Source organism: Pseudanabaena sp. UWO311, assembly GCF_006937785.1.
Lineage (GTDB): Bacteria > Cyanobacteriota > Cyanobacteriia > Pseudanabaenales > Pseudanabaenaceae > Pseudanabaena.
Genome location: NZ_SJEE01000004.1, coordinates 74982 through 88490 on the forward strand (window position 1 = coordinate 74982; position 13509 = coordinate 88490).

General features: G+C 43.5%; 12 protein-coding genes and 1 pseudogene. 12 read left to right on the top strand and 1 reads right to left on the bottom strand.

Annotated elements, in window-relative coordinates:
• Nucleotides 1–70: 70 nt before the first annotated feature.
• Nucleotides 71–733, bottom strand: a complete 663-nt coding sequence (nth, locus tag PseudUWO311_RS05035; RefSeq protein WP_142654120.1) for an endonuclease III — start codon at nt 731–733, stop codon at nt 71–73.
• 176 nt (nt 734–909) lie between these two features.
• Here nth and PseudUWO311_RS05040 point away from each other — a divergent pair, with 176 nt between their 5' ends.
• The 12 genes and pseudogenes from PseudUWO311_RS05040 to PseudUWO311_RS05095 all read left to right on the top strand — a co-directional run bounded on the left by PseudUWO311_RS05040 (nt 910) and on the right by PseudUWO311_RS05095 (nt 13496).
• Nucleotides 910–2511: an AAA-like domain-containing protein gene (locus PseudUWO311_RS05040; RefSeq protein WP_142654121.1), complete on the top strand. Its 1602-nt coding sequence runs from the start codon at nt 910–912 to the stop codon at nt 2509–2511.
• 50 nt (nt 2512–2561) lie between these two features.
• Nucleotides 2562–2960: an STAS/SEC14 domain-containing protein gene (locus PseudUWO311_RS05045; RefSeq protein ID WP_142654122.1), complete on the top strand. Its 399-nt coding sequence runs from the start codon at nt 2562–2564 to the stop codon at nt 2958–2960.
• The gene (locus PseudUWO311_RS05050) at nt 2957–3382 is read left to right on the top strand and encodes an HNH endonuclease (RefSeq protein ID WP_142654123.1); all 426 of its coding nucleotides are present in this window, start codon (nt 2957–2959) and stop codon (nt 3380–3382) included. Before PseudUWO311_RS05045 ends, PseudUWO311_RS05050 begins: the two co-directional genes overlap by 4 nt.
• On the top strand, nt 3379–7668 hold the full coding sequence (locus PseudUWO311_RS05055; RefSeq protein WP_142654124.1) for an AAA-like domain-containing protein: 4290 nt from the start codon (nt 3379–3381) through the stop codon (nt 7666–7668). Before PseudUWO311_RS05050 ends, PseudUWO311_RS05055 begins: the two co-directional genes overlap by 4 nt.
• Nucleotides 7669–7940: 272 nt before the next feature.
• Nucleotides 7941–8198 (top strand): type II toxin-antitoxin system ParD family antitoxin, encoded by a 258-nt coding sequence (locus tag PseudUWO311_RS05060; protein WP_142654125.1) that lies wholly within the window; start codon nt 7941–7943, stop codon nt 8196–8198.
• Between the two features lie 6 nt (nt 8199–8204).
• Complete coding sequence (locus tag PseudUWO311_RS05065; RefSeq protein WP_142654126.1) at nt 8205–8504, top strand: type II toxin-antitoxin system RelE/ParE family toxin; 300 nt, start codon at nt 8205–8207, stop codon at nt 8502–8504.
• A 38-nt stretch (nt 8505–8542) separates the two neighbouring features.
• Nucleotides 8543–8760, top strand: a pseudogene (locus PseudUWO311_RS05070) (toxin-antitoxin system HicB family antitoxin).
• 50 nt (nt 8761–8810) lie between these two features.
• A complete protein-coding gene (locus PseudUWO311_RS05075; protein WP_142654127.1) occupies nt 8811–9167 on the top strand; it encodes a CU044_2847 family protein in 357 nt (118 codons plus the stop codon).
• A gap of 81 nt (nt 9168–9248) precedes the next feature.
• On the top strand, nt 9249–12113 hold the full coding sequence (uvrA, locus tag PseudUWO311_RS05080) for an excinuclease ABC subunit UvrA (protein ID WP_142654128.1): 2865 nt from the start codon (nt 9249–9251) through the stop codon (nt 12111–12113).
• A gap of 29 nt (nt 12114–12142) precedes the next feature.
• Nucleotides 12143–12382, top strand: coding sequence for a DUF2281 domain-containing protein (locus tag PseudUWO311_RS05085; protein ID WP_142654129.1), 240 nt, complete (start codon nt 12143–12145; stop codon nt 12380–12382).
• 4 nt (nt 12383–12386) lie between these two features.
• Nucleotides 12387–12776, top strand: coding sequence for a type II toxin-antitoxin system VapC family toxin (locus tag PseudUWO311_RS05090; protein WP_142654130.1), 390 nt, complete (start codon nt 12387–12389; stop codon nt 12774–12776).
• A gap of 141 nt (nt 12777–12917) precedes the next feature.
• The gene (locus tag PseudUWO311_RS05095) at nt 12918–13496 is read left to right on the top strand and encodes an SMI1/KNR4 family protein (protein ID WP_142654131.1); all 579 of its coding nucleotides are present in this window, start codon (nt 12918–12920) and stop codon (nt 13494–13496) included.
• The last annotated feature ends 13 nt before the right edge of the window (nt 13497–13509 follow it).

A 13509-nucleotide genomic window follows, 5' to 3' on the forward strand; every position in this document is an offset into this window, starting at 1 on the left:
ATTTTGAGTAGCTAGACATAAATAATTACAAACCAAAACCCGTAAAGTTGCGCCCCGCAGGGTCGCAACTTTATGGGTTTTGATACTTTGCTGATGGACATAAATCAGCAAGTTCGCAGCGATCGCAAGCAGGTTTACGGGCGTTACAAACAGCACGTCCATGATAAATAATCCTGATCGACCAGTTTTCCCAGTCCCGTTGGGGCAACATTCCCATCAGATCCCGTTCGACTTTTAGAGGTTCTTCAAATTTAGTTAGTCCTAGTCTTTTGGTCAGTCGCTTTACATGGGTGTCAACGGTCACACCTGCATTAATTCCGTAGGCATGGGCTAATACGACATTAGCGGTTTTTCGGGCTACTCCTGCCAGCTTGAGCAGTTTATCCATCGTATTAGGTACTGTGCCTTCAAAGTCACGCACAATCATTTCGCAGGCACTTCTAATGTTTTTGGCTTTGTTGCGATAAAAGCCTGTGGAGTGGACTAGCTCCATGAGTTCATCGAGATCGGCGTTGGCTAGGGCGATCGCATCGGGATATCGGGCAAATAATTTTGGGGTGACCATATTCACGCGCTCATCGGTACATTGTGCCGAGAGGATCACTGCTACCAATAACTGCACAGGTGTCTCGTAATCAAGCGAGCAAGTTGCGTCGGGATAAAGCCGTTTAAGACGGATCAGGATTTCGTTAGCCCGAACTTTTTTGGATGAACGTTTGGTAATAATTCCCATGATTAGCGCGATACACCGATGATTTGCAGTTTAGCATTGTTTAAAAAAGCACCTGAAGGAGCTTTTTTAAACAATGCTAAATAATTCGGGCAGCACTCATTTAAAATTGAGTAGTACGGCTTCGCCGCACCAAAACACATTGCTTCCAACTTAAATAGCCTCCCCCAAGCTCGCAAATGGATAAGAAAAAAGTATTATTGCTATCGGCGAATCCTGCGAATACCGATCGCTTGCGGGTTGAGGCGGAATTTCGAGAAATTGAGGAATGTTGTCAGAAATCGAGTTTGCGCGATCGCTTTGCGATTGTGACTAAAGGCGCAGTCCGCATTGATGATTTGCAACCAATTTTGCTACAAGAAGTGCCGCGTGTGGTGCATTTCTCAGGACATGGGGCGGCGGAAAATGGGTTGGTGTTAGAACATGATGATGGTAGTTGGCAACTCGCTCCCACTGATGCTCTAGCAGATTTGTTTCGCATACTCCAAAATGGCATCGACTGCGTAGTGCTAAATGCTTGCTTCTCAGAGGTGCAAGCGGAGGCGATCGCCCGATATGTGCCGTATGTGTTGGGGATGAATCAGGCAATTGGCGATTTGGCGGCGATCGAATTTGCGAAGGGGTTTTATGGGGCTTTGTTTGAGGGGCGATCGGTCAAAGAGTCTTTTGAGTTAGGCAAAAACTTAATTGCGCTCAAAAATATTCCTGAGGCGCAAACACCTGTTTTACTAGAACGCAATTATGAAAGTCAGATTCTGCCAAGGGTAAATATTGCAATCGAAGAACCTGAAGGTGCGGTGCGGATTGGTTCCGATTTTTATATTCCGCGATCGCCACAACAGGAACAATGCTTTAAAGCGATCGCCATGCCCCATACCTTGCTGCGCTTAAAATCTCCTGATCGCATGGGTAAGTCTTCGCTATTGGTGCGCGTCTTGGAAGAAGCGCGGCGGTTGGATAGTCGCACCACATGGCTTGATTTACAAAAATGCGATCGCAAGTTCTTTGAAAATATGGATCGCTTCTTGCAGTGGTTTTGTGCGGTGATTGGGCGTGATTTGGGAGTGAAGGCTAAACCGACCGATGACTGGGATGAAATGTTTGGCGCAAACAGCAACTGTGAGGAATTTTTTGAAAGATATTTATTGAATGACGACGACGATCGCCCCTTGGTGATTGCCATTGAAAATCTGGATCGCATATTTCTCCACGAAGCGATCGAGGTGGATTTTTGCGGTTTATTGCGCGGGTGGCATGAGCAGGGCAAGCATGACAAAAGATGGGGTAAGTTGCGGCTAGTGCTTGCCTATTCGATGGAATCTTTTACAACGAAGGATATTAACCAATCACCGTTTAATGTCGGTACGCCCATCGATTTGGATGAATTCACAATTGCTCAAGTGCAAGAACTTGCCGCATTGCATGGATTCTCATCTATACAAATCGAACCGATATCAGAATTAATCGGTGGACATCCCTATCTAGTACGACTAGCTTTTTATAATTTAGCTAGTGGCGCAAATTCCCTTGAGCAGATCATCCAAAGTGCAGCGACAGAAGTGGGGCTTTTTGGCAAACATCTCACCACTCGTTTAGCCAAGGTCGAAAAAGATGCTCATCTTACGGAAGTTTTGCGATCGCTGGTTAACTCACCGCAACCCATCCGTTTTGATCTAGCGACTACGGCAAAGTTAGATGGAATGGGTTTAATATTACGCACAGAAACAGGTGTCATTATTCGTAATCAGTTATATCGTCGTTATTTTCGCGATCGGCTATAGCTTAGAAATCGCACTAAACTGAAATTAGCATAGTCCTCAAGAGTAAAACTATGAGCCAAATTACCGTTCAAACTCAACTTCCCTTTGAGCAGCTTATTCAAACTGTAGAGCAGCTAGATGCGTCTGAGCTAGAACAATTGATTGCTCAAGCAATCCGAGTTCAGACTAAGCGCAAAACTCTTAGCTTGCCAAAGGATCAATCTTTGCTATTGCAACAAATTACTCAATGTATTCCCAATCAACTACAAGAGCGCTATGACTTGCTTATTGGTAAGCGTCAAGATAACGCCCTTACGGATGAAGAATATCAAGAGTTAATCAACCTAGGAGAACATATTGAAGCAATTGATGTTAAAAGGTTAGAAAATTTAACTAAACTTGCGAAACTTCGACAAATATCTTTGAATGAGCTAATCCAAGATTTTCAGTTACAACCACAGGCTTTATGACGGCTAAATCAATCAGCGAAAAGCTTCGTCAAATAGTCACGGAAAGAGCAAAAGGTTGTTGCGAGTATTGTCTTAGCCAAGAGAATTATTCTACACAGAGGCTTTCTGTCGAGCATATCATTCCAATTTGGAAAAATGGTGAAACTACGGTTGAGAATCTTGCTCTCGCCTGTCAAGGATGCAACAATTACAAGCATACTAAAACTCAAGCAGTTGATCCTAAAACTTCACAAGTAACAGATCTTTATCATCCTAGACAACAGCAATGGAAAGAGCATTTTACTTGGAATGATGACTACAGCGAAATCATTGGTTTAACGCCCACAGGACGAGTAACTGTAGAATTGCTTAAACTCAATCGCGAAGGAGTTGTAAATCTGCGTCGTATTCTCTATGCAACAGGAAATCACCCGCCATTATGACTAGTGCAAGTTCTTTTAATTATCAAGTTGGTGGTAGTCTCCCTGCGGATGCGCCTAGTTATGTAGAGCGACAATGCGATCGCGACTATTACGAGTTGCTCAAGGAGCGTAAATATTGCTATGTGTTTAACTGTCGGCAGATGGGCAAATCTAGTTTGCGGGTGCGGGTGACGCATAAGTTACAATCGGAAGGGATTGTGTGTGCGACGATCGATCCGCAGAAGATTGGGGTGGAGGTGACTTGCGAGCAGTGGTATGCCAGCGCGATTCGGAGTTTGGTGGGGGATTTGGATTTAAAAAGTAAGTTTGATTTGCGGAGTTGGATTAGGGAACGGGAATTGCTGTCGCCTGTGCAGCGCTTTGCGGAGTTTATTGAAACAGTGGTGTTGCAAGAGATTGATGCGCCGATTGTGATTTTTGTGGAGGAAATAGATCGCCTCTTGAGTCTCAAGTTTGGCATGGATGATTTCTTTGGTTTGGTAAGGTCATTTTTTGAAGATCGTCCGACTAAGCCTGACTATAATCGCCTCACTTTTTCCTTTTTGGGTGTGGCGACACCGACGGATTTGATTCAGAGTCATAATACTTCGGCGTTTAATATTGGCTATGCGGTGGAGATGGCGGGATTTACGCTGACGGAGGCTTTGCCATTGATGCAAGGGTTGGCGAGTAAGGTGGCAAATCCGCAGGATTATCTGGAAGAGGCGGTGAAGTGGACGGGGGGACAGCCTTTTCTGATTCAGCGATTGTTGGGAATGATGGAGAAGGAGTTAGCAGGAATCGCACCACCTGAGAATATTGCGGGCTGGGTTGAGAATTTAGTACAGGAGCGGATTGTCACGAATTGGGAACCGCAGGATGCGCCGCCACATTTGACGACGATTAGGGATCGCGTGATTAGTGTAGAAGAGAAGTTGCGGGGGCGGATGTTGGGTTGCTATCAGCAGGTGTTGGCAGATGGAGCATTGGAAGACGATCGCAGTGAGGAGCGATCGAAGTTGCGTTTGACGGGGTTGGTGGTGCGACGGGATGGGAAGTTGGTTTCCTATAATCCGATCTATGGGGCGGTGTTTAATAATGCTTGGGTGGAGGGTCAGTTAGCGGATTTGCGTCCAGAGTTTTATGGTTCGGCGTTTCGGGCTTGGCGGGATGCGGAGGAGGGGCAGAATCAGGGTTTTCTGTTGCGGGGACAGGCGTTGGAGGAGGCGGAGATTTGGGCGAGAGGGAAGAGGCTTAGCGATGTAGATGAGCAGTTTTTGCGAGAGAGTCGGGAGTTTGAGAGGTTAGAGACGAGTCAACAGTTGGCGGCGACGGAAGAGGCGAATGCGATTTTGGTTGCGGCGGAACGGAAGGCAAGCGATCGCGTTAGGGTGGGTTCGGTGGTGTTGGGGGTGATGCTGTTGTTGGCGGCGGCGGTGGGTTTATGGGCGGCGAGATCGGTGAATGAATCAAATTTGAAGGTAGCAGAAACCCAAAAAGACGCTCAGACTAAATTGAAAGATGCAGATCTGAAGGTAGACTTTGCAAATAAAGAGGCTGATCGCATTGGAAAAAATGCTGAGCAGGAGAAGAACAAGGCGGCGCAGAAAGTGATAGAGGCTGATGAGAAAGTTGCATCGGCGCAAAAGGATGTGGAAGCAGCCAAGGCTGAGTTAGAGAATGTATCACAGCAGTCAAAGGAGAAAGTTTTGGAAGCTCAGGCGAAAATCGTAGATGCGGAAGTAAAGGTTAAGGAAGCAACACAACTTCGTAGAGATTCTGAACAAGCATCTCTTAGAGCTCAAGCGAATACAAAACTTGCATTACAAGGAAATTCTCTAGAGCAATTAGGATCTATTGCGTTGCAACAATTTGATTCTGACGAACTAAATTCTTTACTGAAGGCAATGCAAGGCAGTCAAGATTTACAAGAATTGGTTAGAGATGGACTTTCTCTAGACAAGTATCCAGCTTTTAGCCCTCTATTTGCACTACAAAAAATACTCAATAGAATTTCTGAGAAAAATCAACTTAGAGGTCATCAAGGTTGGGTCAGGAGTGTTCGCTTCAATCCAGATGGACAGATGATAGTTACTGCTGGTTCAGATGGTACAGTTCAGACTTGGGATGCCTTAGGGAAACAGCAAACTAAATTTAAAGCTCATTCTCTCAGCATCTTAAATATAAACGTCAGTCCAGATGGTCAACTTATAGCTACTGCATCAGATGATGGAATAGTTCGTATTTGGAATCTATCAGGACAGATGCTACATGAGTATAAACATTCAAATGTTATTCATGACGTTGCTTTTAGCTCGAATGGGAATCATATTGCTACGGTAGGAGAGGACGGTGATATTAGTTTATGGAGCTTGAATGATAAACAAAAAATAAGTTGGCAAGGAGATCAAGGTGCAATCTACAGCCTTAGTATTAGTCCAGATAGCCAATACATTGCTACAGCAGGACATAATAGTAGTGTTAAGATTTGGGATTTGAATGGGAAACGTTTAGCTGAATTTAAAAATTTTAATGGGCGATTGCTTAGGGTAAGCTTTAGTCCAGATGGAAGATTAATTGCTACAGCAGGGGAAGATGGCAAGGCAAAAATCTGGAAGATGTCAGGTGAACAACTAGCTGAATTTAAAGCACATTTGGGATGGGTTAGAGACATAAGCTTTAGTCCAGATGGAAGATTAATTGCTACAGCAGGAGAAGATGGCAAGGCAAAAATCTGGAAGATATCAGGTGAACAAGTAGGCGAATTAAAAGGGCATCTAGGCGGAGTGCTGAGCGTAAGTTTTAACCCGCAACAAAACTCTCTTGCCACAGGCAGCACAGATGGCACTGCAAGGATTTGGAGTTTTTCTAATAAACAGCTTAAGTCAAACATCTTGTATTCAGCAAACTCTTTTCTTATGAATGCTGGTTCAGACAGTAACACCAGTTGTTCCTCTTTGTATGCACCTGGTCTGTATCCTGAAAGGGTTGCTTCTTCACTGTTTGAAGATAACCAAGTTGGAAAGATATTTTTTGAGAACTATACAAATAGAGTCGTTGAAGTTAAGCTCTATCATCCCGATTCTCCTGGTATGATATTTGGAACTTATGCAGTTGAGCCAAGGGCAACTTGGACTTTCCCTCCAGAAGGTCAAAATTATGGATTTGGCAGTGACTGGGGAATCCAAGTAGACAACTCAAAGATTTGTATTCTTGGTAGGGTAGCAAATTGGAATTTACTTGATAAAAACTGGCATGTTTTTAAAACATCATCAGATAGATTTCCATTAGGAACGTCTCCTAAAAATGAGAATATGGTCAGCAGTTTAACTTTTAATAGAAATGGACAAAACTTGGCTATTGCTGAAATGGATGGAAAAGTTCGCATCCTAAATTCTTCAGGGAAGGAATTAACTCAATGGAAATTTGGTGATAGTGGTGGGATTTCTACTATTAGTTTTAGTCCAGATGGAAAATATCTTGCTACAACAGCTGAAGGTGCAGTCAAAATTTGGAACGTATCAGGTCAGACCATTACCCAATATTCTGGAGCGTACAATATGAGCTTTAGTCATGATGGGCAATATTTAGCTACAGTGCTAAGCGATGAACAAGGCGATAAAGTGCAAATCTGGGATAGATGGAATCAACCCCAAAAGCGTCTGTTAAAGGGATGGTCATTATCTCAGTCAAAGGAGGGACATATATCAGTCTATAGCATGAGCTTTAGTAAAGATTCTCAAAAAATACTTATAGCAGGGACTTTGCAGATCAATCGTTACAGTATTGTAGATAGTCCAGTTCAACTCTTGGATTTTTCAGGTCAACGGTTAGCTGAATTTAAAGGGCATAGAGGAGGGGTACTAAGTGCAAATTTTAGTCCTGATGAAAAAGCAATTATTACAAGTGGTATGGATGGCACTGTTAGACTTTGGGATTTTTCAGGCAATCAACTAATTCAATGGAAAGCTCACCAAGGATGGGTTAGAAGTGCTATTTTTCTTGATAATCAACGTATTGCTTCAGTAGGAGATGATGGATTAGTGAAGGTATGGAGTCGTTCAGGACAACAATTAGCTGAGTTTGCTGGACATCGTGGAAAAATTAGTAGCATGTCTTTTAGTTCAACTGATCAGACTATTGTCACATCAGGCTATGATGGGACGGTAAGAATTTGGCATATTGATAGCCTAAGTGAACTGCTAACAAAGGGATGCGGTTGGTTACATAACTATCTTTTGACTAATAACCCTAATGTCAGTGATGAGGACAGACAGATGTGTGGCATTGCTCCAAGGCAAAAGTAAAAAGGTAAAAGGAAAAAATTTGTAGGGGTTTTGCATTTGCGCCACCATTCCCAAACACCCCACATAAACCTCCATTTACAAATGCAGAACACTCTTCGCCTTCACCGATCGCTTGTCCCTGCGTTGTCAGGTATTGGAGCCTAGCATTCCCAAATCAAAGGAACCTAAGAATTTAGAAATTGTCGCGGGAATACTTTGCCCCTACGAATGTTTACTAATCCCAACACTAGAGATAAAGATATAATCGATATAACGATCACATCAACTAACCTATGCCTATTACCCTACAACCCGAACAAGAGCAGTTTATTCAAACCCAGCTTGCCACAGGGCGCTACACCAACGCCACTGAAGTAATTGCCGAAGCATTGCAACTTCTAGAAAAACGCAACCATTACGATCGCTGGGTCGAAGAACTCGGAAACAAAATCGACATAGCCGCCGCAGAACTCGATCGCGGTGAAGGTATTGATGGCGAAACAGCTATTAATCAGCTAAGAGCAAGACTTCACCAAAAACGCGAAGCCTAATGCCCCATGCCTCAATACACCATATCCCCCACAGCCATCCGCGACCTTGAAGACATCATCGACTATTTCACAGAAAGAAACGTAGAAACAGGCGATCGGTTACTCAATGAATTCAGTAAAAAATGTCGATATCTCACCCAATTTCCATTAATTGGTCGAAGCTATTCCCAGATTCGCAATTATCTGCGCGGTATTCCCATGCAAAACTACATCATCTTCTATCGCGTCATTGATGAAGACATAGAAATTATGCGAGTGATTAGAGGCGATCGGAATCTAGAAGCCATGTTTGAGGAAAAATTGTAAACGCTTCTCAAACCAGAACAAATTATCAGGAGTGACTCATGGCAACCTTAACCATTCGCCTACCAGATGTCAAACACCTCAGACTAAAAAACTCGCCGAGAGTCAAGGCTTGAGCATCAATAAGATAATTGAAGAACTTTCAACGATCGCCCTTGTCAAATTTGACACCCATACCAGATTTAAACTGTTAGCTGCCAAAGACTATCCAAAAGAAGGTTTAAAACTTCTCGATAAATTAGATGCACTAAGCAAATAAGATCAAACTCAATCACATTCATAAATCCCTTAATTTACAAGAGAGAAACCATGCCCCAACTCATCCCCACCGAACTCGAAGACGGCAGCATCATTTATTTTCAAGTCGAAGAAACTGATAAAATCACCTCCCACAACCGTGATTTTCTGGTCGGGGAAAAGGCTCAAGCCGCCGCCAAAGAAAAAGCAATCCAAAGTTTTCAAGCCATGCAAAGCCTCGTGCGAGGCTATACCGTTAACACCCTCAACGCCTTTCGCAATTTAGGAAGTGCCGAAGTCAGTGAAGTCACCCTAGAGTTTGGCGTGAGCCTCGATGCCAAAGCAGGAGTACCCTTCATCGCATCAGGCGGCGCAAGCTCCAATCTAAAAATTACTGTAAAATGCGTGTTTCCCAAGAAGCCAGAATAACTACAAGCACCACAAATCTCCCAGCGATCGCATACACTAGTAACAAATCTTTACGCCAGCTAAAGCATAAATCGCGATCGAATGCCAGACCATACCCATATCCACGTTAGAGGTGCTAGACAGCACAATCTCAAGAATGTTGACCTGACAATTCCCCGCGATCGCCTGATCGTGTTTACAGGTGTGTCTGGCTCTGGTAAGTCATCTCTAGCTTTTGACACGATTTTTGCCGAGGGACAACGCCGCTATGTCGAATCCCTGAGTGCCTATGCGCGGCAATTTTTGGGGCAAGTCGATAAGCCTGATGTGGACTACATCGAAGGCTTGAGTCCCGCGATTTCGATTGATCAAAAGTCAACTTCCCATAATCCACGCTCAACCGTTGGCACGGTTACTGAGATTTATGATTATTTAAGATTGTTATTTGGTCGCGCAGGTTCGCCCCATTGCCCGATCTGCGATCGCAATATTGCACCACAAACGATTGATCGCATGGTAGATGCGATTATGGAGCTTAGCGATCGCACTAAGTTTCAATTATTAGCGCCCGTAATTCGTGGCAAAAAGGGAACTCATAAAAAATTACTATCTACTCTAGCCAGTGAAGGCTTTGCACGGGTGCGAGTAGATGGAGAAGTTCGAGAACTTAGTGACAATATCGAATTAGATAAAAACAAACTGCACGATATTGAAATTGTGGTTGATCGTCTAGTTCGCAAGAATGATATTCAAGAACGTTTGACTGATTCCCTCGCAACTTGTTTAAAACGTGCCGAAGGGATTGCGATGGTGGAGATTTTGCCCTCATATCCAGATTCCAAATCTGAAGAGGTAAGCAATTTGCTAACTTTTTCAGAAAACTTTGCCTGTCCTGAACATGGCGCGGTAATGGAAGAACTATCGCCACGCATGTTCTCATTTAATTCTCCCTATGGCGCTTGTCCAGCCTGTCATGGATTGGGAAGTATTAAAACCTTTAGTCCTGAGTTGTTAGTTCCCGATCCGTCTTTACCAGTTTATGCCGCGATCGCACCTTGGGCAGATAAAACCCATACCTATTACATTTCACTGTTAGCCAGTGTTGGCGAATATGCAGGCTTTGAGATTACTGCACCTTGGGAAAAACTTACCCAGTCACAGATTGATATTATTCTGCATGGCACTACAGAGAAGATTTTAATTAAGCCAGACTCGCTCTATCGCGATCGCAGTGAGGGATATTACAAGCGCTATGAAGGTGCGATCGCTATCCTCGAACAGCAATATAAAGAAGCTGGAGAATCGCAAAGACAGAAATTAGAGAACTATCTCATCGAAGAGTCTTGCTCGACTTGCGAAGGAACAAGGCTTAAGCCAGAATCCCTAGCAGTTCGGATTGGTGGCTATAACATTAACGATTTTGTGTCAGTGCCAATTGGCACTTGTCGCGATCGCTTAAAAAATCTCGACCTTGATGAGCGAACTCGCCAAATAGGCGATCGGGTCTTACAGGAAATTGAAGCCAGACTGCAATTTCTGCTGGATGTGGGCTTAGATTACCTCACCCTCGATCGCTCTACGATGTCCCTCTCTGGTGGTGAAGCCCAACGCATCCGCCTTGCTACCCAAATTGGTTCTGGTTTGACAGGCGTTCTCTATGTTCTTGACGAGCCGAGCATAGGACTACATCAACGCGATAACTCTCGGCTGCTTGCGACATTAACCAAACTGCGCGATCTTGGGAATACCTTAATCGTAGTGGAACATGACGAAGAAACAATTCGCGCTGCTGACTATCTCGTAGATATTGGGCCAGGGGCAGGAGTACATGGCGGTAAGATCGTCGCGCAGGGTACTGTCAAGGATATTGAGCAGCATCCTGAATCCCTCACAGGTGCTTATCTATCTAAACAAAAGCTGATTCATACACCCGCAGAGCGTCGCGAAGGTAATGGCAAATATTTAGAAATTTGTAATGCCTATCTCAATAACCTGAAACATGTCAATGTCACTCTTCCACTTGGCAAGCTAGTTTGTGTCACAGGTGTATCAGGTTCAGGCAAATCTACGCTCATTAATGACCTATTGCATAACTCTCTAGATCATCATTTTTCGCGCAAAAAACCAGCACCTAAAGGTATTGATGAAATTAAGGGACTCCAAGCTCTAGATAAATTTATTGTGATTGACCAATCACCAATTGGACGCACACCTCGTTCCAATCCAGCGACTTACACAGGCTTATTTGATGTCATTCGCGAAACTTTTGCCCTAACAACGGCGGCAAAAACTAGAGGCTATAAAGCAGGGCAATTCTCTTTTAACGTCAAGGGTGGACGTTGCGAGGCTTGCTCTGGACAGGGTGTAAATGTTATCTCAATGAATTTTCTTCCCGATGTCTATGTGCAATGCGATGTTTGCAAAGGCGCAAGATATAACCGTGAAACTCTACAGGTGAAGTACAAAGAGAAGACGATCGCCAATGTGCTAGATATGACCATCGAAGAAGCGATGCATTTCTTTGAAAATATTCCCTCAGCTCACACCAAATTGGGAATGCTAGTGGATGTTGGTTTAGGCTATGTACGTCTCGGTCAGTCTGCGCCCACGCTTTCAGGTGGTGAAGCTCAACGGGTGAAGCTTGCCACAGAATTAGCGCGACGAGCTACAGGTAAAACTCTCTATCTCATCGATGAACCGACTACAGGTTTAAGCTTTTACGATGTGCATAAATTGCTGGATGTGATGCAGCGTCTTGTGGATAAAGGCAATAGCATCATCACGATTGAGCATAATCTCGATGTGATTCGTTGTGCTGATTGGGTGATTGATTTGGGCCCTGAAGGAGGCGATCGCGGTGGTGAGATTATTGCCGAAGGTACGCCCGAACAGGTTGCCAAGGTCAAAAAATCCTATACTGGCAAGTATCTCAAACAAGTATTAGCGGATTATCCCCGTGCTAAGTAGTAACCTGTAAAAAATAGGAGGTTAAATTTATGATTGCTACCCAACAAGAACTCCTCAAGACCTTTGCGAGCCTTCCGCCCGAAGCACAACGCCAAGCCCTAAACTTCATCGCCTTCTTGCAACAAACATATGCCCCAGCGATCGCTAAACCACAAAAAATGGAAATTGATTGGGCAAATGATCCTTTCATAGGAATGTGGCAAGAGCGTCAAGATATGGACGACAGCACAACATGGGTACGCGATATTCGAGAAAAGGAGTGGTCATGAGGCAATGCCGAATTTAACCATCATTGACACAGACATCTTGATCGATACTTCGCGCAATAAAAGTGAAGCAATTGATTATCTGCAAAACTTACAATCAACTAGCATTCTAGCAATTAGTGCAGTTACACAAATGGAACTCATTGTTGGTTGCACAAATAAAGCTGATCTAAGAAAGGTAGAAAATTTCCTCAAACAATTTGCTATCATCAAAATCGATCAAGATATTTCAGACAAATCAGTTGAGCTCCTGAAATCTTATCGTCTGGGCCACGGATTACTAATTGCTGACAGTCTAATTGCTGCTACTGCAATTGTTTGGGATTATCCCCTAGCCACCAAAAATCAACGTGATTACAAATTTATTCAAGAGCTAAAACTTTTGCCATATCCATAGAATAGAGTTTAGTTTCAGATTTTCTGTTTTATCGCATTAGCGATCGCGGCTTATTTGAGATAATTTTCCCCGATGGTAAATTTTAATGAACTCAGCAGAATCAAGGTAAATTGTTAGAAGCTATTAATTCTAGAGGACATCATGAAAGAAATTTGGACACAAATAGATGATTGGCTAATAGCTAATGCTCCACAAATATTTGAAGATTTACAATCAGGAGCCTCTGAAAAAGAGATCAGTGAATTAGAAGAATCTCTTTCGATCAAGCTGCCTGAAGATGTCAAAGATTCTTATCGTATTCATAATGGTCAATCAGACGGTTCTTATGGGTTACTAGATGGGCGTGAATTTTTATCTATTGAGCGGATCAAACAAGAATGGACTGTTTGGAAAGATCTGCTGGATAGTGGTACATTTCAAGATCAAGATGGTCATGATATAGGAAGTGAGCCTGAGCTAGGAATTCGCAACGTTTGGTGGAGTGCAAAGTGGATACCGCTTACCTATGATGGTAGTGGCAATCATGATTGTCTTGATTTAGAGCCGTCTGAAGCTGGTAATGTCGGGCAGATTATTACCATGTGGCATGATGATTCTAACAGAAAACTTGTTGCATCAAGTTTTCGTGAATGGTTGCAGGAATATGCTGAAGGACTAAAAGAAGGGAGGTTTGTTCTTTCTGAGGAATACGGCGGTATCGTCAATGCAGATGATGTTTAGCTGTGTAAATGAA

Bases quoted from the DNA above. Each gene is read 5' to 3' on its own strand.
- uvrA (WP_142654128.1), top strand. From the start codon at position 9,249: ATGCCAGACCATACCCATATCCACGTTAGAGGTGCTAGACAGCACAAT.
- PseudUWO311_RS05040 (WP_142654121.1), top strand. From the start codon at position 910: ATGGATAAGAAAAAAGTATTATTGCTATCGGCGAATCCTGCGAATACC.
- PseudUWO311_RS05085 (WP_142654129.1), top strand. From the start codon at position 12,143: ATGATTGCTACCCAACAAGAACTCCTCAAGACCTTTGCGAGCCTTCCG.
- PseudUWO311_RS05095 (WP_142654131.1), top strand. From the start codon at position 12,918: ATGAAAGAAATTTGGACACAAATAGATGATTGGCTAATAGCTAATGCT.
- PseudUWO311_RS05090 (WP_142654130.1), top strand. From the start codon at position 12,387: ATGCCGAATTTAACCATCATTGACACAGACATCTTGATCGATACTTCG.
- PseudUWO311_RS05075 (WP_142654127.1), top strand. From the start codon at position 8,811: ATGCCCCAACTCATCCCCACCGAACTCGAAGACGGCAGCATCATTTAT.
- PseudUWO311_RS05060 (WP_142654125.1), top strand. From the start codon at position 7,941: ATGCCTATTACCCTACAACCCGAACAAGAGCAGTTTATTCAAACCCAG.
- PseudUWO311_RS05050 (WP_142654123.1), top strand. From the start codon at position 2,957: ATGACGGCTAAATCAATCAGCGAAAAGCTTCGTCAAATAGTCACGGAA.
- PseudUWO311_RS05045 (WP_142654122.1), top strand. From the start codon at position 2,562: ATGAGCCAAATTACCGTTCAAACTCAACTTCCCTTTGAGCAGCTTATT.
- PseudUWO311_RS05065 (WP_142654126.1), top strand. From the start codon at position 8,205: ATGCCTCAATACACCATATCCCCCACAGCCATCCGCGACCTTGAAGAC.
- nth (WP_142654120.1), bottom strand. From the start codon at position 733: ATGGGAATTATTACCAAACGTTCATCCAAAAAAGTTCGGGCTAACGAA.
- PseudUWO311_RS05055 (WP_142654124.1), top strand. From the start codon at position 3,379: ATGACTAGTGCAAGTTCTTTTAATTATCAAGTTGGTGGTAGTCTCCCT.